The sequence below is a fragment of the Methylomonas sp. EFPC3 genome (genome assembly GCF_029643245.1).
GTDB lineage: Bacteria > Pseudomonadota > Gammaproteobacteria > Methylococcales > Methylomonadaceae > Methylomonas > Methylomonas koyamae_B.
The window spans coordinates 4127191-4153417 of the sequence record NZ_CP116398.1; the positions used below are offsets into that span (position 1 = coordinate 4127191).

Here is a 26227-nt window from a genome sequence, read left to right on the forward strand (position 1 = left end):
GATAAATGAACCCAACCGCGATGGGCGTCGCCCGTCCGCACAATTAACCCGAAGGTGATTGCCATGAAAAAACAACTGAAGTCCGATCCGTTTCTAGCCCAGACTGCGGTAATGCTGGTGGTGTTGTTAGTGGTGTATGCGCTGGGCGAACAGCCCGCCCACCTGGATCACCTGATGATGAGGTAACGAGATGACTTTTTTGGAAGAAATGGAAGAAATGGAATCGGCCGAAGACTTTATGGTGTATTTCGGCCTGGAATACGACGCGACCGTGGTTCACGTCAACCGGCTGCATATCCTGCAACGGTTCCACGACTATCTGAGTCAGGCCAGCGACAACATGCCGGATGACGAAGATGCTTTGCGCGAGATTTATAAAAAATTGCTGCAGCGGGCTTACAGCGATTTCGTCGAGTCGGATGCCCAGACCGAAAAGGTGTTCAAGGTGTTCAAGATGATGGAACCGCAAACCGTATTCGTTTCCTTGGGCGACATTAAGACATGATTGAAGAACGCTATGACGAAGAACGGTTCGAGTTTGGCGAGGCGGTGCGGGTTACCCGCAACGTGCGCAACGACGGGACTTATCCGGGCCGGGAAATCGGCGATCTGCTGATCCGCCGCGGTAGCGTCGGTCACGTCATCGAAGTCGGTACCTTTTTGCAGGACCAGGTAATCTACACGGTACATTTTCTGGACCACGGCAAAATGATCGGCTGCCGAGCCGAAGAACTGATTCCGGCTGAAGCGCCCTGGAATCCGAGTCGGTTTGAATTTCGCGATAAAGTCAGGTGCAACCGCGATTTACCGACTGCCGATGGCGTGATAGCCTCCGGTACCGAAGGCGAAGTAATGAAAATACTGCGCGACCGTGAACCCTTGCTGTACCACGTGCGCTTTCCGGGTAAGACCATGCAGGTCCCGGAAGCCGTATTGGACCCCGCCGATCCGGCCAACTTTCGCGAACCGGAGGAGTAGCATGAATCAAGCTGCTGAAGTCATGATCGAACCTTACACTTTATTGCGGGCCTCTTTGAGTCTGTTCAAAAAGTCGCCGACGGAACTCGAGCAATTGCAGCTGCGCCAAGTGGAGGTGCAGGCCAAAAACGAATTCGAAATCGAGAGCAGGGTGCTGAGTTCGGCCGAAGCGGCCGGCGTCGTGGTATCCGACATCGAATTGGAACGGGCTTATCAGGAGATTCGCAGCCGCTTCGACGATGAAGAGGCTTTTTTGGCCGCGCTGGCAGCCAACCATCTGGACGTCGATCAGCTCCGGGCCGCGTTGAGCCGGCAATGCAAGGTCAATACCGTGCTGGAGCGAGTCGGGTCACGGGCGCCTAAGGTCAACGAAGTGGAAATCGGCATTTTCTACCACTCGCATCCGGAAAAGTTTCACAAGCCGGAGCAGCGTTCCGCCCGCCATATCCTGATCAGCATCAACCCGGATTATCCGGAGAATACCCGCGACAGCGCCCGCCGCCGGATCGAGGAGATTCTGGAAACGCTGAAACGCAAACCGCATAAATTCGCCGATTTGGCGCTGAAATATTCGGAGTGTCCGACCGCCATGCAGGGTGGGGAATTGGGCGCGGTGACCAAAGGTGTGCTATACCCCGAACTGGACCAAGCCCTGTTCGCTTTGAAGGAACAAGCCGTCAGTGAGGTGCTGGAATCCGAGATCGGGTTTCATGTCATCCAATGCCTGAAGATTAGCCCGGCCGAGACCATGTCCCTGAAAAAAGCCACGCCCAAGATTCAGCAGATCATGCAAGACCGTTACCGCCGCAATTGCCAGCGTACTTGGCTGGCCAGTCTACCCGCCGCCACTAGGAGAGCCTAACATGACAAAAGAACCCAAACATTGCTCGTTTTGCGGTATTGAAGCGTCGGCCTCCGTGCCGATGATTGCCGGCACCGAAGGCTACATCTGCGAGGCCTGCGTGATGCTGGCCAGCCAGGTGGTGTCGAGTTGGGGCAAGAAGAAGGAACTGGCCGACATGCAGGGGCCGTTGCCGAAGCCGGCGGAAATGAAAGCCATGCTGGACCAGTATGTGATCGGCCAGGATTTGGCCAAGGAAATTCTGTCAGTCGCGGTTTACAACCATTACAAACGCCTGAAGCACGTCGGCAATAAAACCGGCGGCTTGGGTGAGGCCGACCAAAGCGTCGAAATCGGCAAATCCAACATTCTGATGATAGGCCCGTCCGGCACCGGCAAAACCTTGCTGGCCTCGACGCTGGCCAAGATCGTCGGCGTGCCGTTCGCAGTGGCCGACGCCACGACCTTGACCCAGGCCGGCTATGTCGGCGACGACGTCGAAAACATCCTGGTGCGGCTACTGGACGTGGCCGACGGCCAGATCAGCAGGGCCGAGTGGGGCATCGTCTACATCGACGAAGTGGACAAAATCGCCCGCAGCCCGGAACAGGCCTTCGGTACCCGCGACGTGTCCGGCGAAGGCGTGCAGCAAGCCTTGCTGCGCCTGGTCGAAGGCTCGCAGGTCAAAGTGCCGACCAAGGGCCGGCGCAAAGACCACAGCGGTAGCGATTCGGTGATGGTCGATACCAGCAATATTTTGTTCATTGCCGGCGGCGCCTTTCCGGGCTTGGAAAAACATGTCGAAAAACGCCTGCAGCCGCCGAAAACCGCGATCGGGTTCCATGCGGAAGTCAACAACCCGGACGACAAACCCACTCTGGAAGCGATGCTGAACGCGACTCAACCAGACGATTTGAAACGCTTCGGCCTGATCCCTGAGTTTATCGGTCGTTTCCCGGTACTGGCGCCGCTCGAACCATTGGACGTCGACGCACTGATTCAAGTGCTGACCGAACCCAAAAACGCTCTAGTCAAACAGTATCAGCAGTTGTTCGCCTTCGACGAAGTCGAGTTGGAGTTTACCCAGGACGCCCTGGTGGAAATCGCCGAAAAAGCCATCGCCCGCAACACCGGCGCCCGCGGCCTGCGCGGCATCATGGAACAAGTGCTGCGGAAAACCATGTTCGATTTGCCGTCCCGCACCAACGTTCAGCGCTGCATCGTCAATGCCGAAGTGATTCGCGGCGAGGGCGAGATCCAAACGGTGGAGCGGGATGGCGTTACTGATGCCGCGGATTTGAAGCGGTTGTCGGGTGGGGAGTGAGTTTTGAAATGTGCTGCTTGGGTTAGCCGACAGGCGTAACCCAACGGTGCTGTGTCGCTGTCGCGACGGATGGTTTGTAAGTCGGTTCGCGGACCGACAGCCGCGATACTTTCTTTTGCTCCGCCAAAAGAAAGTATCCAAAGAAAGGCGGCCCGGATGCCGCTTATTCCCTGCGCTCCGAAGCTTTTGAACGGGGTTGCCTAAAGGGGCTTCCCAGCCCCTGCAGGCAACGCGCCGCATCCCTGCGGCGCCCCTGGCGGGCTGATCCGTCCAAAAGCTTCGGTGCTCGGCGCGGCATACGGGAGGGGAGTCTGCGTGGTAATGCGTTTGTAGGATGGGCTGAACAGCGTGAAGCCCATTGATCGCGTTCGTTAAGATTCAGGGATTGCCAAAATTTAGTTAATAGAGAAAACCACTATGAGCGTCAAAGAAAAAATCCTAAAACAGCTCGCCGAGAACCCGGTGATTATTTATATGAAAGGCGTGCCGAGCGCGCCGGAGTGCGGGTTTTCCGCCAAGGCGGTGGGGATTCTGAACGAAACCAAGATTCCTTACGCCTACGTCAACGTCCTGCAATCGCCGTTCATCCGCGAAAAATTGCCGTCGATTTCGCGCTGGCCGACTTTTCCGCAATTGTTCGTCAAAGGCGAATTGGTGGGCGGGGCCGATATCGTCGAGGCGATGCATAAGGACGGCAGCCTGTTGCCGTTGCTGCAAATCGCCGTTCAACCTGCCGCCGGAGCAGAACCGAGCCAAACCATCACCCATTCCGAAGTGGAAGCGCTGATTTTGGCCGAGTATCCGGGAGCAACCATCGGTATCGAAGGCGTCGGCTGCGATTTGAGTATCAGCGTGGTCAGCGAGGCTTTCGCCGGCCAAACCATGATCAAACAACACCAGGGGGTGATGGCGACACTGAGCGAGCCGCTGGCGAACGGCCGGCTGCATGCCGTGACCTTGAAAACCCATACCCCGGCCGAATGGGCCGCACAACAACCGGCTGCCAACCCCGGTTTGTTGCAGATTCAGCTTTAATTTTTGGATAACATGGAGTAAGCACTATGGCAAAAGTAGGCATTTTCTTTGGCACCGATACCGGTAACACCCGCAAATTCGCAAAGGCGATCGCCACTAAATTGGGCGATGTCGCGGACAAACCGGTCAACATCAATAAAGCCAGCGTCGACGATCTATTGGCCTACGACGTGTTGATCGTCGGCTCGCCGACTTATGGCGAGGGAGAATTGCCGGGCTTGAGCGCCGGCCACGATAACGAGAGTTGGGAAGAGTTCCTGCCAACCCTGGGTGGTGCAGACTTCTCCGGTAAAACCGTCGCCCTGTATGGGCTAGGCGACCAGGAAGGTTATCCCGGCCATTTCGTCGACGCGCTGGGCTTTTTGTACGACGCCTTCGCCGATGCCGGCGCCACCATCGTCGGCATGACCAGCCCGGAAGGTTACAACTTCAAAAAATCCAAGGCACTATTGGGTGATCAGTTTGTTGGTTTGGCTTTGGACGAAGACAACCAAAAGGAACTCAGCGAAGGTCGCTTGAATGCCTGGCTGGAATCGATCGCGTCGGCTTGGGCCTAGTTTGAGCTTGCCATGATCGAAGAAGCGGCCGTCGTCACCCGCATCGGCACAGACGGCCGAACCTGGATCAAAAGCCTGCAAAGCAGTGCCTGCAGCGGCTGTATGCAACAGCCGTCCTGCGGCACTGCGACGTTGGCGAAAGTCTTGCCTAAACGCGAATTTGCGGTCGATTCCGATATCGCGCTGCAAGCAGGAGACCGGGTCGTGGTTGCGATCGACGACGGCCATTTGTTGTTGACGTCTCTGGTTTTGTATTTGGCGCCGCTACTGTTCATGCTAAGCGGGGTTGGGTTGGCCCAGGCTTGGCTGCCTTCGCCGGACAACACCGAATATCTTCCCGAAATTGCCTTAATCAGCCTGCTAAGTGGTTTTGCGCTAATCCACCGTTGCCAGAATCTGTTATTGCTGCACCTGTGTTTCAAACCGCAAATCGTGAAAAAGCTGCCCGCCGCATGACGGCGCGGTTGTCGGATCGGCCACAATCTCCAGGTTTTGGTGTCGGCTTGTCGTAAATCTGCATTGAAATATTCCGCTAATCATTCCAGTCTCGCCGGCAAATCCGCATTAGACCTTGTGTTTCGTAAGGTTATGTCCATGGCATTGATATTGCAAATAAATCATCGAAAACCACTGGGCTTTCAAAAGGGCGACAGGCGAGTGCCAGCGCCTGCCGCCATTGTGTTTATGGCGATATCTTCGAGGTGATGAGATGAGCGAAGTTGTTCTGGTTGGTTTGATCATGGTGATCGTCGCGGCATGCGCCTTTGCACCGTTGGGTTGTTTTTTGTCGGCTTACGCCAAAGCGAAGCAGACTGACGCCGACAAGCCGTTTGCCGATAGCGGCAAGACTGGGCCGGTGGTGCCGGAGGATTCGATTCTGAGAAGGCATTTTCTCGCGCAATTGCAAAGCGAGATCGAAGCGGCTTTGTTTCCGCGGCCGACCGATTCGATGCTGCAACGCCACTACGATAGTCTGGTAGCGGCCAAGGTCGAGAGTCGGCTGCAGGCTTTGATCAAGTAACATACTGCAATCCGGCGCCGCTGCCGGGAGATTGGCCAGCGATCCCGACATCGGCGCCGTTGTCGCCTTGCGCGACACCTGCCTTAACTATTTTCTGGCGTTGTTGCCTGTGATTTGGCGAGAATAAGCCCCATCCTGACTCGATTCTTTTACCAATGCCCGATTCTTCCGATTACGCCGCGCTGTGGCTGACTTTTAAGGTCGCCGGGCTTGCCACCTTACTGCTGTTGTTGGTCGGTACGCCATTGGCCTGGTGGCTGGCCCGTAGCCCTTCGCGGTGGAAGGGTGTCGTCAACAGTATCGTTGCCTTGCCTTTAGTGTTGCCGCCCACCGTGCTGGGGTTTTACCTATTGATATTGATGGGACCGGCCGGCGTCGTCGGCAAATTCACCCAGTGGCTTGGATTCGGCACGTTGCCATTCAGCTTCGGCGGCTTGGTCACGGCATCGGTGTTGTATTCGCTGCCGTTTGTGGTGCAGCCCTTGCAGAATACCTTTGTCGCCATCGGCAACGGTCCGTTGGAAGCCGCTGCGACCGCCGGCGCCGGACCGCTGGACCGGTTTTTCTCGGTGGCGTTGCCGCTGGCCAAATCGGGATTCCTGACCGCCGGCATACTCGGCTTCACCCATACTGTCGGCGAATTCGGCGTGGTGCTGATGGTCGGCGGCAATATTCCGGATAAAACCCGAGTGGCGTCGGTACAGATCTACAATCATGTCGAGGCGCTGGAGTACGGCCAAGCCCATTGGCTGGCCGGCGGTTTGTTGATCTTTTCGTTTCTGGTGTTGTTGGTTTTGTACAGTACTAAACATACCCAGCCTTTGAGTCAGTCCGCCAAATGAACGCGTCCGAATTGATCGCTCGTTTCCAACTCAACTACGGCGGATTCGCGTTGGATGTGGATTTGAACTTGCCGGCGGCCGGCGTGACAGTGTTCTACGGCCATTCCGGGTCGGGCAAAACCACGTTGCTGCGCTGTATCGCCGGTTTGGAGCAGGCGCCGCAGGGTTATCTGCGTGTCGGCGATACCTTGTGGCAGGACAGCGAGCGCGGCCTGTTTCTGCCGACCCACCGGCGCAACCTGGGTTATGTGTTCCAGGATGCCAATTTGTTTCCGCATCTGAGCGTGCGCGGCAATCTGGATTATGCGGTCCGGCGCATGCGTTGCCGGGAAGGCAAAATTTCGCTGGAGCAGGCCATCGAATTATTGGCGATTGCGCCGTTGCTGGCGCGCATGCCGGGGCGCCTGTCCGGCGGCGAGCGGCAGCGGGTGGCGATCGCCCGCGCCTTGGCAGCCAGTCCGGATATCCTGTTGATGGACGAACCACTGGCGGCATTGGACGAAGAACGCAAGCAGGAGTTTTTGCCCTATCTGACCGGCCTCCAGCAAAACCTGCGGATTCCGATTCTGTACGTCACCCATTCCCGGCACGAGGTCAATCGGCTGGCCGACCACTTGCTGGTGATGGCGGCCGGTAAAGCCGTGGCCTGCGGACCGCTGGCCGAGACGTTGACCCGGCTGGACGGGCCGCTGGCGGCGGACCGGATGGCGGCCAGCGTCTGGCAGGGCCGGCTAGTGAGCCACGAAGCCGACTACCATCTCAGTCATGCCGAATTTGCCGGCGGCAATCTCAGTCTGCCCTACCTGGATGCCGCGCCGGGCAGCCCGGTACGGATCAGAATTTATGCGCGCGACGTCAGCATCGCGCTGCAACCGCCACAGGCTTCCAGCATCTTGAACATATTGCCGGCCGAAGTACGCGCGGTCGCCGATCTGGGCCAGGGCCAAAGCGTCGTGCAATTGGCAGCCGGCGGCGAAATTCTGCTGTCCCACATCACCCAAAAATCGGCGGCGTTGTTGAACCTGCGACCGGGGATGCCGGTGTTTGCCCAGATCAAAGGCACCTCGATCGTCGGTTGACTCCGGATTGCGGCCGTTTTCCGCGTAGCGGGCGCTGTGTTGGCGGCAGAAATCGGCTACTCTTTGCCGGAATTTTCGACGACGGCGGTCACGAGGTAGCGATGGAAGAGGATAAAACCGTACTGATGAATGCGAAGCCGGGGGGCGCGCAGGCCGATTCGGACCGGACTTTGCTGGTCGGCACCAGCAGGCTGGCCGTCAGTGTGTTGGATGCTTCCGGCCGCGCCGTCGCCGATTTTGCCTTTGCCAAGAATTTTCGCGTCGGCCGTTCCGCCGACAACGAGGTGGTGATCCAGGACCCGTCGGTCAGCCGGCACCATTGCGAAATCAAATTCAGCGGCGGCGCCTGGTGGCTGTGCGATATGAACAGCAGCCACGGCGTCTATCTGGAGGGGCTGCGGGTTTCGGGCAAGCTCAAATTGGCTTTGCCGGCGACGGTCTGTTTCGGCCCGGCGGCGTTCGTTTTGAAACTGAGCGACCCCGCCGCCCAGCAAAAGCCGATATTGCCGCAACCCGGCGCCGCAGCAATCGCCCAAGTCGAGCCGCAACCGCAGCAGCATAGCCAATCCCGCCCGCAATTAACGCCCGAGCAAATCAAAAACCGGCTATTGTCTGAGCAGGAGTCGGAAGACATGGGCGACTACACCCGGATGGTGCGCGGTTTCATCCGCGAGGACCGCACCGTCCGCACCAAAAGTTACAAGAAATGGATCTGGTCGCTGGCCGGATTGTTGGTGCTGGTGGCCGGTTTGGCGGTGTATCAGCGGTTTGCGCTGGACAACGCCCGGACGCTGGCGATCAACATGTTCTACGACATCAAGACGCTGGAAGTCAGCCTGTCGCAAGCCGACATTCGGCTGGAGCAAAGCGCCGAGACCTTGGCGCAAACCCTGGCCGCGGTCAACGACGAAAAGATGCGGGTGTCGCAGGAACGGATCAAGGAAGAGCAATTGCGGATCCAACAGGAAAAGAAACGTCTGGCCGAAGAGCGCGAGCGCTTGAAGGCGATGAAAGTCAAATATCAGGCCTATCTGCAACAAATCGATTTTCTGCGGCTGAGTTTTCCGAGCGACGAGGAATACGAGCGGGAACTGGTGACGCGGGTGGCGCGCGGTTTCGGCGAAAGCGAGCTGGAGGTACCGGAAGAGTTCGTGGCCAAAGTCAAGCAGTACATCGACAACTGGAAAAAACAGTTCCCGTCTGCAATTGGCGATTCGTAACCTGGAAGCCAACCAATATGCGCCTATCGTGCTGAGCGAGCTGGAAAAGGAAGGCTTGCCGGCTTACTTTTTGTATTTGCCGCTACAGGAAAGCAATTACGACAGCAAAGCCGTCGGTCCGGAAACCCGCTTCGGCATCGCCAAGGGCGCCTGGCAGTTTCTGGCGAGCACCGGCCAGGATTACGGCTTGGCGCCGGGGCCGTTGGCCAATACCCGCGATTACGACGAGCAGGACGCCCGTTTCGATTTCAACCAGGCAACCCGCGCCGGTGCCAAGTACTTGAAGCACATCTACGGCACCCAGGCCCAGGCTTCCGGCTTGTTGGTGATGGCCAGTTATAACTACGGCCACAACAAAGTGCGCAGCATGGTGGAAAACATGCCGGACAATCCGCGCGACAAGAACTTCTGGAAATTCATCCAGCAATACGAGATTCCGGCCGAGACTTACGATTATGTGTTTTACATCGTCTCCGCGGCCGTGATCGGCGAAGACCCGAAACATTTCGGCTTCGATTTCAAACCGCCGTTGCTGGCGGCGATGCCGGCGCCAGGCTAGCGGCGGCGCTCGATCCGCGCCGCCAGCGCCGAATCGGCGATCAGGCGGCGACGGCCGCGGCTTGCACCGATTGCAGGAAGTCTTGGACGTCGGCGTTGATCAGTTCGAAGCCCATCCGTTCGCTGAAGCGTTTTTCCTTATCGGTCGGATTTTTGCGCAAAAACCAGCCTTTCGGCTCGGTCGCACCGTAAACGATGTCGCTCATCACCATCCGCTCCGAGTCGCGGTTCAACGGTAAACCGATCAGAAGGTACTTTTTGCCTTTACGGTATTCCTTCAGAAAATCCGGAATCGCAAAGCCGCCCATCAATTCGGTAATGTAATCAACGTAATCGGCATCCGAGGCGATATAGTTGGCTTCCGGTTTCGGTGTGCCCATCGGCTTGAACAGGACCGGCAGGTTTTTGTCGACCTGCTCCTGGCTGACCTCGAAATAGCCGCTGCCGTCGTAGTGGTAAATTCTGAAACGGAACGCGGTACCGACGATGCGGGCAACGCCGACGATCAGAGTGTGTTCCTCGTCGGCGTAACTGTCCTGTAACTGGGTGTCGCGGTTGATATCGACCACGTACTTCGGCCGCCATTCCTGCAGCCAGTCGTGCAGCGCGGCGCGGGTGTATTGCGCCTCGCCGTAGGTTTTATTCAGAAATTGAGTCAGAAAGTTGCGGCCGCGTTTCAATTCCTGGTTCATTGCGGCCCGCGGAAATTCGTACATCAGCTTGGGAGCCATCGGTTTGCCGCCGTTCATTGCCAGAATCAGGCTGTCGCTGTCGGCCGGCATCGGCTCGCGGGTCAGCTTGTTTTGAGCGTCGAACAACACGCCCGGCCCCAGATACGGGATGACTTGGTTGTCGTACAAGCCGCTTAAAATTTCGGAAAACACACTGTTGGACATGTCGCGCCCCATCAAGGATAGTAAAGGATACTGGGGGAAAGCAAAATTCAATCCAATTTTTCCGGTTTGGCGGCAGGCCTTATGCGGCAAGGCGTTCGGCTGGTTTCGGCAAGGGGCGCTAGTGCAACAACCGCATAAATTTCAGTGAATTTGTCGGACATGCGACAAATCCGGTTTGAGGAAATCGTTGTGGCCGGCAAAGCCGGTGGCGACCGTTCGGGCCGAGGCGATCAACCGATACTGAATTGGGCGATCAAATCGCGCAGATTGCGGTTGATGCCGGTGATGGCCGATGCGCTGGCCTTGTTGTTTTGCGCTTCGCGGCTGGTTTGCCGCGCCAATTCCGCGGTCTGGTTGAAACTGGTGGCGATACGTTCGCTGGCTTGGGATTGCTGCAGCGAGGTTTCGGCGATGATTCGGCTTTGTTGCAATAGGCTGGCCACCGAGTCTTTGATGCCGGCAAACACCTGGCCGACTTGTTCGACGGCAGCGGCGGTGTTTTTGGCGGCGCTTTGTTGGCCGTCCATCAATCCCACCGTGTCGGCGGTGGCGGCATTCAGCTTCTCGACCAGGGTGCGGATTTGCCCGGCCGAAACCGCCGTTTGCGCCGCCAGCTTGCGCACTTCGTCGGCCACCACCGCGAAGCCTCGGCCGTGCTGGCCGGCCCTGGCCGCCTCGATAGCCGCATTCAAGGCCAGCAGATTGATTTGTTCGTTAAAACCTTGAATCACATCCAGCACGTTGCCGATGCCCGCCGCATCGCGTTGCAAGCGCTCCAATGCGCGGCCGGTGGCTTCGTTGCAGCGGTCCAGCGTGTCGATTTGCTCACGGGTATGTTGCATCGTGGACAGGCCGCGGTCGATCAAATCCCGCGCCGACGCCGTCACGCTTTGCGAATGGGCGGCATGGTCGGCAACGCTCGCAAACGAACGGTGTAGTTCGGTCATCTGGCGGGCGCCGTTCTCGGTGGCGAGGCGTTGGTCGGCGATAATGGTTTCCAGGCTTGCGGCAACCTGCAGGATATTCTGACCGTGCCGGTTTAGCTCGGACGATTCCTGGTTGATGTTGCGGATTAGCCGTTCGAAGTAATCGTGCAGTTTCAGCAGCGAATCTTTCAGCAGGTTTATCTCGGCGATCCGGCTGCTTAAATCGACCGAACCGCTTAGATTGCCGTTGGCCAAGCGGTCGACATGGCCGCTGATATAGCCGATAACCTCTGCAAGATGGCGCTTCAGATAAATCATCAAGCCGCTGATTGCGACCAGCACTGCGGTACACAAACCGACGATCCCGTACAGCACGCGTTCGTAGGCCTGGTATTCGGCGGAAATTTCGCCGCGCAATCCGTCCAGCCGTTGTTGCAGGGTACGCATTTGCTGTTCCGCCTGGTCCTGCCCGGCTCTTTTCTGGACGATCAACTGGCTGGCGTTGGCCAGTTCTTTGTCATAACGCTTCGCCAGTGCGGCGATTTCGGCCGCCGGTTCGACGGCGATATCCTCCGCCGGCCGTTCTGTTCCGGCCAGCGCCAAGCCGAAATCGGCTTCATCGACGGCTTGCGGCTTCAATAAACCCAGCAACGGCAGGCGTTGGATGCGTTCCGTTACGGCGATGAGCTGCTGCAGGTAGTGGCGTACGTTGTCCGGCGAACCGTTGCCGCGGCTAGCAAAATAACTTTGCCTGGCTCGCGACAGCGACAGCAAAGCCGTTTGCGCTTGGCCCAGCGTCACCCAGTAAAGCTGTTTGGCGTGGTATTCGGCCGGCGCCCGCTCGGCGTAATCGAGCAAGGTTTGCAGATGGCCGGCGAGTTGTTGTTCGTTATTGACCAACAACAGTTGTGGGTCGGCCAGCTTGCCGGCGGCGGCCAATTCGGCGATCACCGATTCCTGCACCTTGCGGAGCAGGTCCAGAAGCGGCGCTTTCAGATGGGCGGCGACCGTTGGGTTGGCTTCGACATCGTTAACGGTCTGGCGGACGTTGTGGTCTATCGCGGTCAGCAGCGTGGCGTCGCCGGTAGCCAAATAGGCAAAGATCGGCTGGCTGACCTGCAGGTAAAAGCCGTTTTGCTGTTGTCCGAAATATTCGACGGTCGAAAACGCTTGGTTTAAGTGGCGCAACGCGGACACTACGGCAATGGTGAAACCGCTGAGCGTAAGGATTAACAGTAGGCTGACGATCTTGGTAATTCGGCTGATGTTCATGGGCGAAAATAGCAATCGGTAATTTGGAAAATACTTGGCGGTTTAACGGACAGCAGCCGGCCTAACTTAGGCGTTGAAAGGCGCTGGTTTTGCCCCTAAACAGCAATGGCTGGATAGTGCGGGTCGTTGATTTGCCCGATTTGAGCGACTCTGGTGGCGATGCTGATATTGGCCGTCGATTGTTGGCAGAGTCGGGTGACATGGGCGTTTGTCTGTGCCCTTCCGGACCTTAGGTTTGAATCGATGCGCCGGATAACGGCCGATGGAATCCCTAACGGCAAAACCGCCAATTACCGCCACAAAAATCACCGGCGAGCTGGCCTTGGTGTCGATGTCCTTCATCGTTTCTGACTCCTGGTATGGTTAAGGCGCGGTGAGTTCGCGCGGCGGATGTTAAAACGGAATTGCGACAACTTTGTTACAGATTCGGGCCGGCGCTATTTCGATGGATAAATTGCCGGCTAGCCGGCAATTTCGGCAAGAAATTCGCCATGAGGGGTCGGGGGTGGCCGCGAATTCTGGCGTGAGGGCTAGGGAAATATTGCTGCCGACTCGGAATGCCGAAAGTTCGGCGGCGGGATCAATTTGGCGGGATTGTCAGGGATTGTTTCTGATTGATACACGGGCGGCATGCGCTGAACGCGCCGCCCCGGTGGGGGCGACGACTGCCGGTTGAACCGGTTGAGTCCCGATCTCGGTCTAGTGAGCGTTACTGCGAAATTGTTGCCGGATTTTCTGTTAATGCCAACCGCCGTACTGGGTGGTCGGGTCGCCGCGGAAACCGGAGGTGGTCTTGTTGGCGTCGGGCACGTGCGCGGTTTCTTCCGCCGCTCTGACCATGTTGCCATGGCTGTAGCCGCCCATGGCTTTGGCCTGTTTGGCGATGGCGGTCGTGGTCGGGTTGATGTCGTATTTGCCGGAGTCGGGATGGATGATCACGCTGACCAGTTCGTCGGTGCCCGCGCCGTAACTCAAAATCAGCGGCAGCGGCGTATTGGCCGGCACGGGTATCTCGAACCGCGGGCTGTTGTTCAATTCGGTGCTGGCGATCAATTTGCCGGCTTCGGAGCGCAATTTGACCTCGCCGGATTTGATCGGACCACTGTTGTTGCTGACCGCACCGGTCAGGCTGGCCGCCCGTAAAACTTGGGCGCCGGCCGGCTTGGCGACGATGGTCTTGGGTTGCTCCTGGCCGCAGCCGGCCAGCAAAGCGCCGCTCAACAGCGCCAGCGCCGCGACCGGAAAAATCAGGTGTTTGGGGTGTGTTTTCATGGGGTTCTCCTCCGTTGCCGGCTAAAGATACCCGTTTCGCCGATGGCCGACAAGGCCGCGCCCTTGCTCAGATTGCAGTTGAATAATGCCGGTAACGCCGTTATATTGCCTGGCTTTTATACTTGTAAATCAATGCTATGCCATCATTCGACATCGTTTCCGAACTCGATAGCCACGAAGTGACCAACGCCGTGGACCAAGCCAACAAGGAAGTCTCGACCCGTTTCGACTTCAAGGGCTCCAATGCCAATTTCGAACAGACCGACGACGGCATTATGATGAAAGCCGAATCGACCTTCCAATTGCAGCAAATGCTGCCGATTCTGTACGCCAAGATGAGCAAGCGCGGCATCGACATTTCGGCGCTGGAGAGCGGAAAAATCACCGATACCGGCAAGACCGCCAGCCAAACCATTGCTCTGAAGCAAGGCATCGGCAGCGATCTGGCGAAGAAAATCGTCAAACTGATCAAAGATAAAAAAATGAAAGTGCAGGCCGCGATCAACGGCGACAAGGTGCGCGTGACCGGCAAGAAAAGGGACGATCTGCAGGAAGTGATCCAGATGCTGCGCACTGAGGATCTGGAACAACCGCTGCAATTCAACAATTTCCGGGATTGATCCTGGCCGGCAGACCCTGGTGGAAGCGCGCATCGGCCATCCGGCACCGCCGCTGGCAATCGGCGAATGGCTGCAGGGCCGGCCGACGCCACTGGCCGATCTGGCCGGACGGGTGGTGCTGGTGGCGGTATTCCAGGTCAATTGCCCCGGCTGCTTTTTGCATTGCCTGCCGCGGGTTGAGGATTTGCATTGGCGCTACCAGGATCGCGGCTTGACCGTGTTGGGCCTGGCCACTGCGTTCGAGGATTTCGACAAAAATACGGTCGGCAATTTACGTTTGTTGCTGGACAGCGGCCGCGTGATCGGCGAAACCGAAAAACTGTTGCAGCAGCATGCGCTGCTCAAAGGCGAGCGGCTGCCGTATTCCTTGAGTTTTCCGGTGGCGATGGACCGGCTGGTGCCGCAATCGGCGGATAATCTCGAAGTCGAGATCGACGCGTTCGTCGCCCGACAATTGCCGGATTTCGAGAGTCGCCCGCCGGTGGAACGCCAAGCCATCCGCGCCCGGCTGCGGGCCTATTTCGGGCAACGGCCGTTCCGTCCGGAAACCTTCGAGCGGTATCGGCTGCAAGGCACGCCGTCGTATCTGTTGATCGATAGGGCCGGTATCCTGCGTGCCAGCCGCTTCGGTGCCTACGACGAGCTGGAAACCGATTTGACCGGCCTGCTCTAAAACTCGCCGGCGTTGGCCGGCTTTTTCCAACCCCCCAAGGATATTTTCGATGACCGAACCGCTGCTGATCGCCAAATCCGCCACCGCCGAGTTGCACTTGTTGCCGGCCATGGCCAATCGCCACGGCTTGATTGCCGGCGCCACCGGCACCGGCAAGACCATTACCTTGCAAACGCTGGCCGAGGCTTTTTCCGAGATCGGCGTGCCGGTATTCATGGCCGACGTCAAAGGCGATCTGTCCGGGCTGAGCCGGCCGGGCGGCGGCAATTCCAAAGTCGACGCGCGTCTGGCCGAATTGGGTTTGCCGGAACTGCAGCCGGCGGCCGCGCCGGTGTTGTTTTGGGACGTGTTCGGCGAGAAAGGCCATCCGTTGCGTTCGACGGTGTCGGAGATGGGGCCGTTGCTGCTGGCGCGGATGCTGAATCTGAACGAGGTGCAGAGCGGTGTGTTGACCGCCGCCTTCAAAATCGCCGACGACAACGGCTGGCTGCTGCTGGATTTGAAAGACCTGAAAACAATGTTGCAGTACGCCTCTGAACATGCGTCCGAGCTGGCCGGCGAGTACGGCAGTATCTCGGCGGCCAGCGTCGGCGCGATTCAGCGCGGCTTGCTGCAACTGGAACATGAAGGCGGCGAAAAACTGTTCGGCGAACCGGCGCTGGATTTCAACGATCTGCTGCAAACCGAAGGCGGCCGCGGCGTAATCAACATTCTGGCCGCCGATACCCTCTACAACTCGCCGCGGGTTTACGCCACGATGTTGCTGTGGCTGCTGTCGGAGTTGTTCGAAAACCTGCCGGAAGCCGGCGATCTGGACCAACCGAAGCTGGTGTTCTTCTTCGACGAGGCCCATTTGCTGTTCAACGACGCCCCGGCGGCGCTGTTGCAAAAAATCGAACAGGTGGTGCGCCTGATCCGTTCCAAAGGCGTCGGCGTCTATTTCGTCAGCCAAAATCCGCTGGATATTCCGGACGTGATTCTGGGCCAGCTTGGCAACCGGGTGCAGCATGCGCTGCGGGCCTTCACGCCGCGCGACCAAAAGGCGGTGAAAGCCGCTGCCGAAACCTTCAGAACTAACCCCAAGTTGGACGTCACCGCGGCAATCGGCGAACTGGGCGTCGGCGAGGCGTTGGTATCGTTTCTGGAAGCCAAAGGCACACCGGCTATCGTCGAGCGGGCCCTGATCAAACCGCCGCGCTCGCGGATCGGGCCGGCCAGCGACGCCGAGCGGCGGGAGACGATAGCGAACTCGGTGATCGCCGGCCATTACGAAAAGCAGGTCGACAGGGAATCGGCTTACGAGATTCTGAAAGGCCGCGCCGAGCAAGCCGGGCCGGCCGGAGGTGGCGATACCGGCGGCAGCGGTTTCGATTGGGGTGAGGTGTTGATGGGCGGCGGGGCCGGTAAATCGACTTCCCGCCGCGGGCGACGAAGTTCGGCCGAAACCGTGCTGGAGGCTGCAGCCAAAAGCGCGGCGCGCAGCATCGGCCAGGAAGTCGGCAAGCAAATCATTCGCGGCGTGTTAGGTTCTTTGTTGGGCGGACGCCGCCGTTAGCGGCAAACATTGCTGACACCACGCTGTCAGGAGGGCTGTTTTAGGATGGCGGCTCTTTTAAACCAATGGAGGAATCCACCATGAATCAAAATATCGCAACCTGGTTCGAATTGCCTGCAACCGACCTCGGCCGCGCCCAGGATTTTTATCGTAGCGTCTTGGATACCAGTTTCAAGCTGGAGGACATGAGCGACATGCAATTGGCGATTTTCGAAGCCGAAGACGGTGCGGTCAGCGGCATGTTGGTGAAAAGCGAGCACTATCAACCCTCGGCAACCGGAGCCGTGGTGTATTTCAACGGCGGTGAGGATCTGAGCCAACCTTTGGCTAAAGTCGAAGCCGCCGGCGGCAAGGTCTTGATGCCGAAAACGCCGATCCACGACGGCGAATGCGGTTACTTCGCGCTGGTGCTGGACAGCGAAGGCAATCGAGTCGGCCTCTACTCACCGGCATAGTCCGAAGCGGCAGCCACGATGCGCAGAGCCGACCGTCTGTTTCAGATCGTGCAGATTCTGCGTAACCGGCGGCTGGTGACGGCCAAGGCGCTGGCCGAGCGGCTGGAAGTCTCGGAGCGCACCATTTATCGCGACATCCAGGTGTTGAGCCTGTCCGGGATTCCGATCGAAGGCGAAGCCGGCGTCGGTTATGCTTTGCGTCACAGTCTGGATATTCCGCCGTTGATGTTCAGCGCCGCCGAACTGGAGGCGTTGGTGGTCGGCGCCCGCATGGTCAAGACCTGGGCCGGTACCGAGCTGGGCCGGTCGGCGCAGTCGGTGTTGGACAAGGTCACGGCGGTGGTGCCGGCCGAATTGCGCGACCGTTTGGACCGTTCCAAATTGTTCGCGCTGCGGTTTTCGCCGCGCGAAGATTTGGACGTCACGATGGACATTTGCCGCCAAGCCTTGGACGCCAAGCGCGTGCTGCATCTGGATTACCGCCGCGGCGACGGCGAATTCAGCCAGCGCCGGATTCGGCCGCTGGGGCTGTATTTCTGGGGCAACGTCTGGACTCTGGTCGGCTGGTGCGAGTTGCGCGGCGATTTTCGCAACTTCCGCTTGGACCGCATCGAGCGCGCGCTGGTGCTGGACGAAGCCTTCAGCGAAGACCCCGGCCAGACTTTACAAGACTTTATCCGCAGCATGCATTGCACACCGCAATGATTTTGTAGCCGACGGCAAGAATCGGTTTGCCGAATTCCGGCTTTTATCTATCATGGCAGATTAAGCGGTCGGTGCGGCCGCCATTTTCCTTCACCGTTTCAATCATTATCCCTACCATGACGACAATCAATATCCAACAAATGATGGCCGACAGCGGCGTTGCGTTCGGCACCAGCGGCGCGCGCGGCCTGGTCAGCCAGATGAGCGGCGAGGTCTGCGCCGCTTACACCTTGGCGTTTATTCAAGGCTTGAATCTCGCCCGCCGCGGCCAGCGTATTGCCTTGGGCATGGATCTGCGGCCGTCCAGCCCGGAGATTGCTCAAGCCTGCGTCGCCGGCATCCGCCAGTCCGGTTGCGAGGTGGATTTTTGCGGGGTGTTGCCGACCCCGGCGCTGGCCTTGTATGCGTTGGCGGAAGGCATTCCGGCGATCATGGTCACCGGCAGCCATATTCCGTTCGACCGCAACGGCATCAAGTTTTATCGGGCCGACGGCGAAATTAGCAAGGCCGACGAGGCGGCGATGACCGGTGCGACGGTCGAAGTGGAAGCGGTGGCTGCCGAATTACCGGCCGTCAATCCGGCGGCATTGGACCAGTATCGGCAGCGCTACACCAAACTGTTTGCTAGAGATTTGCTGGCCGGCTGGCGGGTGGGAGTTTACGAACATTCCAGCGCCGCCCGCGATGTGTTGAAAGAAGTGCTGGCCGAACTGGGCGCCGAGGTGATCGGTTTGGAGCGTACCGATACCTTCGTGCCGATCGATACCGAAGCGGTCGGCGAGGCGGACAGGCAGCGCGGTCGTAACTGGGCCGCCGAACATAAACTGGATGCATTGATCTCCACCGACGGCGATGGCGACCGGCCGTTGATCGGCGATGAGCATGGCGAATGGTTGCGCGGCGACATCGTCGGCTTGCTGTGCGCCAAATTCCTGGGCGCCGATACTGTGGTCACACCGGTCAGTTGCAATACCGCGATCGAAGCGTCGGGCTGGTTCAAGCAAGTGATACGCACCCGGATCGGTTCGCCGTACGTGATTGCCGGTATGGAACAGGTCGCGGCGGGCGGCGTGGCCGGCTTCGAGGCCAATGGCGGCTTTTTGGCCGGCAACGGTCTGAGCGTCGACGCCAAACCTCTGGCCGCGTTGCCGACTCGCGATTCGCTGCTGCCGGCGTTGGCACTATTGGCGATGGCCCGCGGGCAGGGCGTCAAATTGTCCGGCCTGCTGCAAGGTTTGCCGCAACGTTTTACCGCCAGCGACCGGATTCAGGATTTTCCTGCGGCCAACAGCCGAGCGTTACTGGACCGCTTGCAAGCCGACGACACCGCCTATCGCGGCCTGTGGGGCGATAGCTTGGGTGCGCCGGTAAACAGCGATACCACCGATGGCTTGCGCCTGACCTTCGCCAGCGGCGACATCGTCCATTTACGGCCGTCCGGCAATGCCCCGGAACTGCGTTGTTATGCCGAGGCTGGCGATGCCGAGCGGGCGCAAAGTCTGGTGGCGGAAACTTTGCGGCGGATTGCCGGCTGATTTTCGGCCATCGGCAATATCGCCTCGGTTAATTTGCGGTTAAGTTTCCATGGGATATCGTAGACCCGCGATAACACATAACACCAAGGAGACAACATGCAAAACAAAGCTATTTTAATCGGGTCGTTGCTATTGGCATCATCTGCGGCCTGCGCCGAAACCGGCGTTCTGGAAGGCGTGGCGAAACAGGCGGCAAAAGATACTGCGGCCGCGGTAGCGCCGGGCGCAGTGCAACGGGCGGAGCAAGCCAACCAAGCCTTGGAGCAGGCTCAGGAAGTCAAACAGGGTGTTGAAAATGCGCCCGGTGCATTGAAAAACCAGGCCCAGGAAGCGGCGAAAGACGCGGCGCAGCAAAAGCTGGAGCAAGCGGTGCCGGCCGAAGTCAAACAGGGCGCGGAAACCGTTAAAGCCGGCAAGGAAGCCGCCGCGAATCTGAAAGGCAAAGCCGATGCCGCACCCAAATCCGCCGGCGAAGCGGTCAAAGCTGCCAAAGGCAAGGCCAAGCAAAAAGCCGCCGCCAAAGCGCTGGATTTGCTGAATTAAGTCCGGTAAACGGGCGGCGGCCGTGCCGCCGCCCGCTTCTCTCTCTGAGTCGATTCGATAACCGGACAGCGAATGCCGGTATTGCGCCGGTAAACCTATTCGATACCTAAAGCCGGCCAATTGGCTATGCTTAGCGCTCTTTCCGCAGAACCTGTCGCAACATGCTTAATGCCGCCCAACTCAAAGCCTTGTCCGTTTTTGCGATATTCGCAATCATCGGTTTCGGTCCGATTTCTCCCGGTTGCTTGATCGGCATGTATGTCGTGGTCAAGCGTCCAGATTGGTTCCACCGCTTGGTGCGCGGTATTTACGATTATTCTGACAATGCCGATTTTGTTAGCGCTGCCGAAGCCCGCGCGGCCCGCATCAAAAGCTTTGCCGGTCTGTTTCTGCTGTTTTTAGTCGATATCCTGCCGCTACCGGTCACCCCGGTAATCGCCTTTGCGATCATCTTGAGTCGGCCGCGCTGGTTTTACCGGACGGTCAGGCGGGTCTACGGGCAAATGGCCTGATACGGATTGATGTCCGATTGGGCAATGGCCGGCTTTCGCCGCCGCCCGTGCCGAATCGGGCAAGCTAATTCGGAGCAGGAAAACTAACGGCATCCAAGGCCAGATTCAATTGCAACACGTTGACCCTGGGTTCGCCCAACACGCCCCATTGCCGGCCTTCGGTATTGGCTTCGATTAATTCCCGAACTTTGGCTTCCTCGATTTTTCGGAATCTGGCAACGCGTTTGACTTGGTATTTCGCCGCCGCCGGACTGATATGCGGGTCCAATCCGCTGCCGGAAGCAGTGACCAGATCGACCGGCACGGGCGCTTGATTGTCGGGATCGGCCTGTTTTAATGCCTGAATCCTGGCGGCAACGGTGTCGCTCAACGCCGGATTGGTCGGCCCCAGGTTGGAACCGCTAGAGGCAGCGGCGTTGTAAGGGTAGGGTGCGGTGGCCGACGGCCGGCTCCAAAAATAGTTCGGGTCGCTGAAGCTTTGCCCGATCAAGCGAGAGCCGATCACCTCGCCATGGGCCGTTTTGATCAGACTGCCGTTGGCTTGCTCGGCAAATACGGTTTGGGCGACCAGGGTCACCAAGGCCGGATAGACGGCACCGGTGGCCAGGGTCAATAACAGCAGCATCACCGCTGCGGGTCTTAAATAATTGGACATATTCGCTCCTTATACCCAGTTCATCGCAACCAAAAATAAATCGATCGCCTTGATGCCGATGAACGGCACGATCAAGCCGCCGACGCCGTAGACCAGCAAGTTGTTGTGCAGCAGTTGCTCGGCGCCGACCGGGCGGTATTTGATGCCTTTCAAGGCCAACGGAATCAGGGCGATGATGATCAAGGCATTGAATATCACCGCCGACAATATGGCACTGGCCGGCGTGGCCAGGTGCATCACGTTCAGCACGTTCAATACCGGATAAGTGGTCGCGAACGCGGCCGGAATGATGGCGAAATACTTGGCCACGTCGTTGGCGATGCTGAAGGTGGTCAACGCGCCGCGGGTCATCAGCATTTGTTTGCCGGTTTCGACGATCTCGATCAATTTGGTTGGGTTGGAATCCAGGTCGACCATGTTGCCGGCTTCCTTGGCGGCCTGAGTGCCGCTGTTCATCGCCACCGCCACGTCGGCTTGCGCCAGGGCCGGCGCGTCGTTGGTGCCGTCGCCGGTCATCGCCACCAGGCGGCCGTCGGCTTGGTGCTGGCGGATCAGCGCCAACTTGGCCTCGGGGGTGGCTTCGGCCAGAAAATCGTCGACGCCGGCTTCGGCGGCAATCGCCGCTGCTGTCAGCCGGTTGTCGCCGGTTATCATGATGGTCTTGATGCCCATTTGCCGCAATTCGATGAAGCGCTCCTTGATGCCGCCCTTGACGATGTCTTTCAGCTCGATCACACCCAGAGCCTTGGCGCCTTCCGCCACCACCAGCGGCGTGCTGCCGCGGCGGGCGACGTCGTCGACCAGAGTCTTCAGTTCCGCCGGCCATTTGCCGCCTTGGGTTTCGATGTGCTGGCGGATGGAATCCGCCGCACCCTTGCGGATTTGCCGACCCTCACCCCCGCCCCCTCTCCCAGGGGGAGAGGGGAGATTAACGCCGCTCATTCGGGTTTGGGCGCTGAAATGGACGAAGGTGGCGCCCAGAGAATGGATGTCGCGTTCGCGCAAACCGTACTTTTGCTTGGCCAGTATCACCACGCTGCGGCCCTCCGGGGTTTCGTCGGCCAGCGAGGCCAGTTGCGCGGCATCGGCCAAAACCGCCTCCTTGACGCCCTTGACCGGAAAGAATCCGGAAGCTTGGCGGTTGCCCAGCGTGATGGTGCCGGTTTTATCCAGCAGCAATACATCGACGTCGCCGGCGGCTTCGACCGCGCGGCCGGAAGTGGCGATGACGTTTTTCTGCATCATTCGGCCGATGCCGGCCACACCGATGGCCGACAGCAAGCCGCCGATGGTGGTTGGGATCAGACAGACCAGCAAGGCCACCAACACCGTGACGCTGATCGGGCTGCCGCTACCGGCGGTTGCCACGCTGTAAATGGAGAACGGCAGCAAAGTGACGACGGCCATTAAAAACACCAGCGTCAATGCCACCAGCAAGATGGTCAGGGCGATTTCGTTCGGGGTTTTTTGGCGCTTGGCCCCTTCCACCATGCCGATCATCCGGTCCAGAAAGCTTTCGCCGGGGTTGGTGGAGATGCGCACCACCAGCCAGTCGGACAGTACCCGGGTGCCGCCGGTCACCGAGCTGAAGTCGCCGCCGGACTCGCGGATCACCGGGGCCGATTCGCCGGTAATCGCACTTTCGTCGACCGAGGCCACGCCTTCGATGACGTCGCCGTCGCCCGGTACGAAATCGCCGGCTTCGATCAGTACCACGTCGCCCTTACGCAAGCTGGAGCCGGCGACCTTGCTGTAGTTGCTGCCGTATTTCGCTTCATCCAGTTTTTTGGCGGCGATGTCGCGCTTGGCACTGCGCAGAAAGGCGGCTTGGGCCTTGCTGCGGCCTTCGGCGACCGCTTCGGCGAAATTGGCGAACAGCACGGTAAACCACAGCCATAACGTAATCGCCAGAATGAAACCGGCCGGTTCCTCGCTGCCGCCGTTCCAGGCTTGCAGCCATAACACGGTTGTCAGGAAGCTGCCGAGGTAGACCACGAACATCACCGGATTCTTCCATTGCTGGCGTGGCGTCAGCTTGGTAAAGGCGTCGAAAAACGCTTGTTGCAAAATTTGCGGGTCCATTAAGGACGCTGTTAAGGGTTTTCTGGTCATAGTGTTACCTATATCAAATCTCTGTAGGCCGGAATAAAGCGGTTCGAGGGTCGCAAAATCCGCTGTTTCCGGCGCGTAGCCGAAGTTAATAATGCCCCAGCATTTGCAACTGCTCGACGACAGGGCCTAAAGCCAATGCCGGTACGAAGGTCAGTGCGCCGACCATCAGTACGGTGACGATCAGCAACACCGCAAACAATGGCGTATGCGTCGGCAGGGTGCCGGGACCGACCGGTACCGTCTTTTTGGCCGCCAACGAGCCGGCAATCGCCAGCACCGGAACCATCAGCCAATAGCGGGAGAACAGCATCGCCAACCCCAGCCAGAGGTTATAAAACGGCACGTTGGCCGACAAGCCGGCGAAGGCGCTGCCGTTGTTGTTGCCGGCCGACGACCAGGCGTACAGCACTTCGCTGAAGCCGTGGGCGCCGGGATTGAAGATCGAGGCCTTGCCGGCGTCCAGCATCAGGCTCAACGCGGTACCGCCCAACACCATCAAGGGCGGGATCAAGATGACGATGGCGGCCATTTTCATCTCGTAGGCTTCGATCTTTTTGCCCAAGTATTCGGGGGTACGGCCTATCATCAGCCCGGCGATGAACACAGCGACGATGGCAAATACGATCATGCCGTACAAACCGGAGCCGACGCCGCCGAAAATCACCTCGCCGAGTTGCATCAGCCACATCGGCGCCAAACCGCCGAGCGGCGTGTAGGAGTCGTGCATCGAGTTGACCGAACCGTTGGACGCGGCGGTAGTAGCGACAGCCCATAAGCCGGAATTGACGATGCCGAAGCGGGCTTCCTTGCCTTCCATATTGCCGCCGGCTTGTTGTGCGCCGATACTTTGATCGACGCCCAACGCCGTCAAGGCCGGATTGCCGTGTTGTTCGGCCGGTACCGTGACAAAGACCAACGTGCCGAACACCAAGGTCATCGCCGCCAGAATCGTCCAGCCCTGGCGGGTGTCGCCCACCATCACCCCGAAGCTGTAACACAGCGCCGCCGGGAGCAACAGAATCGCCAGCATTTCCAGGAAATTGGACAGCGGCGTCGGATTCTCGAAAGGATGGGCGGAATTGACGTTGAAGAAGCCGCCGCCGTTGGTGCCCAGTTGCTTGATGGCAATTTGCGAGGCGGCCGGGCCTAAGGCCAAGGTTTGTTGTCGAGTCTGCACGGTTTGGGTGGCCGGCTTGCCTTCGGCATCGACCATGGCTTTGCCGTCGGCGTCCAGCTTCGGCGCCGAGTAGCTGACGGTTTCCAGCGTATTCACTGTCTGGTAAGGGTTGAAGCTTTGCACCACACCTTGTCCGACCAGCACTAGGGCCAACGCGAACGACAACGGCAGCAGAATATACAAGGTGCTGCGGGTCATATCGACCCAGAAATTGCCGATGCCCTGGGCATTGCGGCGGGCGAAGCCGCGAATCAACGCGACCAGCACCGCCATGCCGCTGGCCGCCGACAGGAAGTTTTGTACGCTCAACCCCAACATTTGCGTCAGATAGCTCATCGTGCTTTCCCCACCGTAGCCTTGCCAGTTGGTATTGGTGGCAAAGCTGACCGCGGTATTGAAGGCCGAATCCGGCGTCACCGCCGGCAAGGCTTGCGGATTCAACGGCAGAACGTCTTGAAAGCGTTGCAACAAATAGACGGCCAGCAAGCCGAACAGATTGAAGACCAAGGTCGCTAGCGCATACTGCTGCCAGCGCATGTCTTGCTCGGGATCGACCCCACTCAGACGGTAACACAGCCGCTCGACGCCGGCGAACCAGCGGTTCAAGCCCACCGACTCGTCTTGGTAAACCCGCGCCATATAACTACCCAGCGGTTTGGCCAGTGCAATCAGCGCGATCAGATAAATAGCGATTTGCAAAAAACCTGGTCCGTTCATCAGAATTTCTCCGGGTAAAACAGCGCGACCAACAGATAGACGAACACGGCCAACGCCAGCCCGCCGCTTAACAGATAAATCCAGCTCATGTTTGCCCCCTCAGTGCATCGCAGCCCGCAACTAACAAAACGGTGGCGGCAAAGAAGGTCGCCGCTACCAGTAAATACAGGATGTCCATCGTTACCTCCACTCATTAAGCCGGCTTTGCAGTCGTGATTGATTGCGTAGCGATAGGGTAAAGATAGGCCGGTAAAAATGTCGTAAAAAAGACGTAAACCGGGATAAAGGAAATATAAGGATTTTGTATTTCGCCGCGGTAGCGGAATTCGAGTGGCGGATGTTATGCGGCTCTGCTATTGGAGCTCAGTGCGCGCGGCCGAATTCGAGGCCGCCGAGGTCGGAGGGTGATCAGCGGGATTTGAACGGGGGAGCAGGCTATCGGCCGGTCGGCGGCCGACAGCTTGAACATTAAAAAACGGGAACCGGGCTCCGGCGCATGCCGCAACCCGGGGAAAGCCGGGTTATGCCGCCGCCAGACCTTTGACGATGTCCAGCACCGCTTGGGCGTGGCCTTCGTGGCTGACGCCGTACATGGCTTCCACCAGCTTGCCGTCTTTATCGATAATGAAAGTGGAGCGAACGATTTTCCTTTTTTTGACGCCGTCTTTTTCCACTTCCTGCCAAGTGCCATAACTGTCGCACAAGGTGCCGTCGGTGTCGGCCAGCAGTTGTACGTTCAGGCCGTATTTGGCGATGAAGGCGCGGTGGCTTTCGCAATCGTCTTTGCTGACGCCGATCACGACGGTATCCAGCGCCGCGAATTCGTCGGCCAATGCGGTAAAGTCGTTGGCTTCTATGGTGCAGCCCGGGGTGTCGTCTTTCGGATAGAAATACAGCACGATGTTCTTTTCGCCCTGATAGTCGGCCAGATAAACCGGTTTATTGTGTTGGTTGACGGCGCGGAAGAAGGGCGCTTCCTGGTTTTTTTCTAATTGTGACATGCGATTCTCCTCTCGATTTCGGCCTGTAGGAACCGGAGCCAAGTCCGGGTGGCGCTGCGTTGGCGGGCGCCGGGTTTTCAAGACCAACGGTCGTTGAAATTGGGAGCGGTTTTTGGTTGAAACCGCAATTGGCCGATTATGAACCA

Annotated in this window: 30 protein-coding genes; 21 read left to right on the top strand and 9 right to left on the bottom strand. The window is 58.6% G+C overall.

Going from position 1 to position 26227, the window contains the following annotated elements; genetic code table 11:
• Nucleotides 1-63: 63 nt before the first annotated feature.
• The 13 genes from PL263_RS18750 to PL263_RS18810 all read left to right on the top strand — a co-directional run bounded on the left by PL263_RS18750 (nt 64) and on the right by PL263_RS18810 (nt 9456).
• Nucleotides 64-186 (top strand): hypothetical protein, encoded by a 123-nt coding sequence (locus tag PL263_RS18750; protein WP_260839241.1) that lies wholly within the window; start codon nt 64-66, stop codon nt 184-186.
• A 4-nt stretch (nt 187-190) separates the two neighbouring features.
• Nucleotides 191-505 carry a nitrogenase-stabilizing/protective protein NifW gene (locus PL263_RS18755; RefSeq protein WP_140911698.1) on the top strand — a complete coding sequence of 105 codons (315 nt, stop codon included), beginning with the start codon at nt 191-193 and terminating at the stop codon, nt 503-505.
• The gene (locus tag PL263_RS18760) at nt 502-978 is read left to right on the top strand and encodes a nitrogen fixation protein NifZ (RefSeq protein ID WP_140911699.1); all 477 of its coding nucleotides are present in this window, start codon (nt 502-504) and stop codon (nt 976-978) included. The genes PL263_RS18755 and PL263_RS18760 overlap by 4 nt, the downstream gene beginning before the upstream one ends.
• A 1-nt stretch (nt 979) precedes the next feature.
• Nucleotides 980-1840: a nitrogen fixation protein NifM gene (gene nifM, locus PL263_RS18765; protein ID WP_140911700.1), complete on the top strand. Its 861-nt coding sequence runs from the start codon at nt 980-982 to the stop codon at nt 1838-1840.
• Between the two features lies 1 nt (nt 1841).
• A complete protein-coding gene (gene clpX, locus PL263_RS18770) occupies nt 1842-3143 on the top strand; it encodes an ATP-dependent Clp protease ATP-binding subunit ClpX (protein WP_278210818.1) in 1302 nt (433 codons plus the stop codon).
• Nucleotides 3144-3560: 417 nt separating this feature from the next.
• The gene (gene grxD / locus PL263_RS18775; protein ID WP_278210819.1) at nt 3561-4178 is read left to right on the top strand and encodes a Grx4 family monothiol glutaredoxin; all 618 of its coding nucleotides are present in this window, start codon (nt 3561-3563) and stop codon (nt 4176-4178) included.
• Between the two features lie 26 nt (nt 4179-4204).
• Nucleotides 4205-4735 carry a flavodoxin gene (locus tag PL263_RS18780; RefSeq protein ID WP_278210820.1) on the top strand — a complete coding sequence of 177 codons (531 nt, stop codon included), beginning with the start codon at nt 4205-4207 and terminating at the stop codon, nt 4733-4735.
• Between the two features lie 12 nt (nt 4736-4747).
• Complete coding sequence (locus PL263_RS18785; protein WP_278210821.1) at nt 4748-5191, top strand: SoxR reducing system RseC family protein; 444 nt, start codon at nt 4748-4750, stop codon at nt 5189-5191.
• A gap of 253 nt (nt 5192-5444) precedes the next feature.
• Nucleotides 5445-5756, top strand: a complete 312-nt coding sequence (locus tag PL263_RS18790; protein ID WP_278210822.1) for a hypothetical protein — start codon at nt 5445-5447, stop codon at nt 5754-5756.
• A gap of 155 nt (nt 5757-5911) precedes the next feature.
• The gene (gene modB / locus PL263_RS18795) at nt 5912-6598 is read left to right on the top strand and encodes a molybdate ABC transporter permease subunit (protein ID WP_278210823.1); all 687 of its coding nucleotides are present in this window, start codon (nt 5912-5914) and stop codon (nt 6596-6598) included.
• Nucleotides 6595-7677: a molybdenum ABC transporter ATP-binding protein gene (modC, locus tag PL263_RS18800; RefSeq protein WP_278210824.1), complete on the top strand. Its 1083-nt coding sequence runs from the start codon at nt 6595-6597 to the stop codon at nt 7675-7677. The genes modB and modC overlap by 4 nt, the downstream gene beginning before the upstream one ends.
• Nucleotides 7678-7778: 101 nt before the next feature.
• Nucleotides 7779-8897, top strand: coding sequence for an FHA domain-containing protein (locus PL263_RS18805; RefSeq protein WP_278210825.1), 1119 nt, complete (start codon nt 7779-7781; stop codon nt 8895-8897).
• Nucleotides 8884-9456 carry a transglycosylase SLT domain-containing protein gene (locus tag PL263_RS18810; protein ID WP_278210826.1) on the top strand — a complete coding sequence of 191 codons (573 nt, stop codon included), beginning with the start codon at nt 8884-8886 and terminating at the stop codon, nt 9454-9456. The genes PL263_RS18805 and PL263_RS18810 overlap by 14 nt, the downstream gene beginning before the upstream one ends.
• Nucleotides 9457-9496: 40 nt before the next feature.
• Here the strand turns inward: PL263_RS18810 and PL263_RS18815 are convergent, their stop codons facing one another.
• The 4 genes from PL263_RS18815 to PL263_RS18830 form a co-directional block, all read right to left on the bottom strand.
• Complete coding sequence (locus PL263_RS18815; RefSeq protein ID WP_278210827.1) at nt 9497-10351, bottom strand: SIR2 family protein; 855 nt, start codon at nt 10349-10351, stop codon at nt 9497-9499.
• Between the two features lie 230 nt (nt 10352-10581).
• Nucleotides 10582-12549, bottom strand: coding sequence for a methyl-accepting chemotaxis protein (locus PL263_RS18820; RefSeq protein ID WP_278210828.1), 1968 nt, complete (start codon nt 12547-12549; stop codon nt 10582-10584).
• A 66-nt stretch (nt 12550-12615) separates the two neighbouring features.
• Complete coding sequence (locus PL263_RS18825; protein WP_140911711.1) at nt 12616-12891, bottom strand: hypothetical protein; 276 nt, start codon at nt 12889-12891, stop codon at nt 12616-12618.
• 396 nt (nt 12892-13287) lie between these two features.
• Nucleotides 13288-13821 (bottom strand): hypothetical protein, encoded by a 534-nt coding sequence (locus PL263_RS18830; protein ID WP_278210829.1) that lies wholly within the window; start codon nt 13819-13821, stop codon nt 13288-13290.
• A 137-nt stretch (nt 13822-13958) separates the two neighbouring features.
• Between PL263_RS18830 and PL263_RS18835 the strand changes: the two genes are divergently transcribed.
• From PL263_RS18835 to PL263_RS18870, 8 genes are all read left to right on the top strand, one after another.
• Entirely contained in the window at nt 13959-14441 is a 483-nt protein-coding gene (locus tag PL263_RS18835) for a YajQ family cyclic di-GMP-binding protein (RefSeq protein WP_256611403.1), read from the top strand.
• A 19-nt stretch (nt 14442-14460) separates the two neighbouring features.
• The gene (locus PL263_RS18840; RefSeq protein WP_278210830.1) at nt 14461-15114 is read left to right on the top strand and encodes a redoxin domain-containing protein; all 654 of its coding nucleotides are present in this window, start codon (nt 14461-14463) and stop codon (nt 15112-15114) included.
• Between the two features lie 49 nt (nt 15115-15163).
• Nucleotides 15164-16669 carry a helicase HerA-like domain-containing protein gene (locus PL263_RS18845; protein WP_278210831.1) on the top strand — a complete coding sequence of 502 codons (1506 nt, stop codon included), beginning with the start codon at nt 15164-15166 and terminating at the stop codon, nt 16667-16669.
• A gap of 80 nt (nt 16670-16749) precedes the next feature.
• The gene (locus PL263_RS18850; protein WP_140911716.1) at nt 16750-17124 is read left to right on the top strand and encodes a VOC family protein; all 375 of its coding nucleotides are present in this window, start codon (nt 16750-16752) and stop codon (nt 17122-17124) included.
• 18 nt (nt 17125-17142) lie between these two features.
• Nucleotides 17143-17829, top strand: a complete 687-nt coding sequence (locus tag PL263_RS18855; RefSeq protein ID WP_140911717.1) for a YafY family protein — start codon at nt 17143-17145, stop codon at nt 17827-17829.
• 116 nt (nt 17830-17945) lie between these two features.
• Nucleotides 17946-19364, top strand: coding sequence for a phosphomannomutase (locus PL263_RS18860; protein WP_278210832.1), 1419 nt, complete (start codon nt 17946-17948; stop codon nt 19362-19364).
• Nucleotides 19365-19460: 96 nt separating this feature from the next.
• Nucleotides 19461-19907 carry a hypothetical protein gene (locus PL263_RS18865; RefSeq protein ID WP_278210833.1) on the top strand — a complete coding sequence of 149 codons (447 nt, stop codon included), beginning with the start codon at nt 19461-19463 and terminating at the stop codon, nt 19905-19907.
• Between the two features lie 161 nt (nt 19908-20068).
• Entirely contained in the window at nt 20069-20419 is a 351-nt protein-coding gene (locus PL263_RS18870) for a hypothetical protein (protein ID WP_278210834.1), read from the top strand.
• Between the two features lie 64 nt (nt 20420-20483).
• Here the strand turns inward: PL263_RS18870 and kdpC are convergent, their stop codons facing one another.
• From kdpC to PL263_RS18895, 5 genes are all read right to left on the bottom strand, one after another.
• On the bottom strand, nt 20484-21074 hold the full coding sequence (kdpC, locus tag PL263_RS18875) for a potassium-transporting ATPase subunit KdpC (RefSeq protein ID WP_278210835.1): 591 nt from the start codon (nt 21072-21074) through the stop codon (nt 20484-20486).
• A gap of 9 nt (nt 21075-21083) precedes the next feature.
• Nucleotides 21084-23186: a potassium-transporting ATPase subunit KdpB gene (kdpB, locus tag PL263_RS18880; protein WP_278210836.1), complete on the bottom strand. Its 2103-nt coding sequence runs from the start codon at nt 23184-23186 to the stop codon at nt 21084-21086.
• An 85-nt stretch (nt 23187-23271) separates the two neighbouring features.
• A complete protein-coding gene (kdpA, locus tag PL263_RS18885) occupies nt 23272-25080 on the bottom strand; it encodes a potassium-transporting ATPase subunit KdpA (RefSeq protein ID WP_278210837.1) in 1809 nt (602 codons plus the stop codon).
• A complete protein-coding gene (locus tag PL263_RS18890; RefSeq protein WP_140911723.1) occupies nt 25080-25169 on the bottom strand; it encodes a potassium-transporting ATPase subunit F in 90 nt (29 codons plus the stop codon). Before PL263_RS18890 ends, kdpA begins: the two co-directional genes overlap by 1 nt.
• A 432-nt stretch (nt 25170-25601) precedes the next feature.
• The gene (locus PL263_RS18895) at nt 25602-26081 is read right to left on the bottom strand and encodes a peroxiredoxin (RefSeq protein ID WP_278210838.1); all 480 of its coding nucleotides are present in this window, start codon (nt 26079-26081) and stop codon (nt 25602-25604) included.
• Between the last annotated feature and the right edge of the window lie 146 nt (nt 26082-26227).

Excerpts from the sequence above, each read along its gene's own strand:
- PL263_RS18750 (WP_260839241.1), top strand. The coding sequence starts at position 64 with ATGAAAAAACAACTGAAGTCCGATCCGTTTCTAGCCCAGACTGCGGTA.
- PL263_RS18755 (WP_140911698.1), top strand. The coding sequence starts at position 191 with ATGACTTTTTTGGAAGAAATGGAAGAAATGGAATCGGCCGAAGACTTT.
- PL263_RS18760 (WP_140911699.1), top strand. The coding sequence starts at position 502 with ATGATTGAAGAACGCTATGACGAAGAACGGTTCGAGTTTGGCGAGGCG.
- nifM (WP_140911700.1), top strand. The coding sequence starts at position 980 with ATGAATCAAGCTGCTGAAGTCATGATCGAACCTTACACTTTATTGCGG.
- clpX (WP_278210818.1), top strand. The coding sequence starts at position 1,842 with ATGACAAAAGAACCCAAACATTGCTCGTTTTGCGGTATTGAAGCGTCG.
- grxD (WP_278210819.1), top strand. The coding sequence starts at position 3,561 with ATGAGCGTCAAAGAAAAAATCCTAAAACAGCTCGCCGAGAACCCGGTG.
- PL263_RS18780 (WP_278210820.1), top strand. The coding sequence starts at position 4,205 with ATGGCAAAAGTAGGCATTTTCTTTGGCACCGATACCGGTAACACCCGC.
- PL263_RS18785 (WP_278210821.1), top strand. The coding sequence starts at position 4,748 with ATGATCGAAGAAGCGGCCGTCGTCACCCGCATCGGCACAGACGGCCGA.
- PL263_RS18790 (WP_278210822.1), top strand. The coding sequence starts at position 5,445 with ATGAGCGAAGTTGTTCTGGTTGGTTTGATCATGGTGATCGTCGCGGCA.
- modB (WP_278210823.1), top strand. The coding sequence starts at position 5,912 with ATGCCCGATTCTTCCGATTACGCCGCGCTGTGGCTGACTTTTAAGGTC.
- modC (WP_278210824.1), top strand. The coding sequence starts at position 6,595 with ATGAACGCGTCCGAATTGATCGCTCGTTTCCAACTCAACTACGGCGGA.
- PL263_RS18805 (WP_278210825.1), top strand. The coding sequence starts at position 7,779 with ATGGAAGAGGATAAAACCGTACTGATGAATGCGAAGCCGGGGGGCGCG.
- PL263_RS18815 (WP_278210827.1), bottom strand. The coding sequence starts at position 10,351 with ATGTCCAACAGTGTGTTTTCCGAAATTTTAAGCGGCTTGTACGACAAC.
- PL263_RS18820 (WP_278210828.1), bottom strand. The coding sequence starts at position 12,549 with ATGAACATCAGCCGAATTACCAAGATCGTCAGCCTACTGTTAATCCTT.
- PL263_RS18825 (WP_140911711.1), bottom strand. The coding sequence starts at position 12,891 with ATGAAGGACATCGACACCAAGGCCAGCTCGCCGGTGATTTTTGTGGCG.
- PL263_RS18830 (WP_278210829.1), bottom strand. The coding sequence starts at position 13,821 with ATGAAAACACACCCCAAACACCTGATTTTTCCGGTCGCGGCGCTGGCG.
- PL263_RS18835 (WP_256611403.1), top strand. The coding sequence starts at position 13,959 with ATGCCATCATTCGACATCGTTTCCGAACTCGATAGCCACGAAGTGACC.
- PL263_RS18845 (WP_278210831.1), top strand. The coding sequence starts at position 15,164 with ATGACCGAACCGCTGCTGATCGCCAAATCCGCCACCGCCGAGTTGCAC.
- PL263_RS18850 (WP_140911716.1), top strand. The coding sequence starts at position 16,750 with ATGAATCAAAATATCGCAACCTGGTTCGAATTGCCTGCAACCGACCTC.
- PL263_RS18855 (WP_140911717.1), top strand. The coding sequence starts at position 17,143 with ATGCGCAGAGCCGACCGTCTGTTTCAGATCGTGCAGATTCTGCGTAAC.
- PL263_RS18860 (WP_278210832.1), top strand. The coding sequence starts at position 17,946 with ATGACGACAATCAATATCCAACAAATGATGGCCGACAGCGGCGTTGCG.
- PL263_RS18865 (WP_278210833.1), top strand. The coding sequence starts at position 19,461 with ATGCAAAACAAAGCTATTTTAATCGGGTCGTTGCTATTGGCATCATCT.
- PL263_RS18870 (WP_278210834.1), top strand. The coding sequence starts at position 20,069 with ATGCTTAATGCCGCCCAACTCAAAGCCTTGTCCGTTTTTGCGATATTC.
- kdpC (WP_278210835.1), bottom strand. The coding sequence starts at position 21,074 with ATGTCCAATTATTTAAGACCCGCAGCGGTGATGCTGCTGTTATTGACC.
- kdpB (WP_278210836.1), bottom strand. The coding sequence starts at position 23,186 with ATGACCAGAAAACCCTTAACAGCGTCCTTAATGGACCCGCAAATTTTG.
- kdpA (WP_278210837.1), bottom strand. The coding sequence starts at position 25,080 with ATGAACGGACCAGGTTTTTTGCAAATCGCTATTTATCTGATCGCGCTG.
- PL263_RS18890 (WP_140911723.1), bottom strand. The coding sequence starts at position 25,169 with ATGAGCTGGATTTATCTGTTAAGCGGCGGGCTGGCGTTGGCCGTGTTC.
- PL263_RS18895 (WP_278210838.1), bottom strand. The coding sequence starts at position 26,081 with ATGTCACAATTAGAAAAAAACCAGGAAGCGCCCTTCTTCCGCGCCGTC.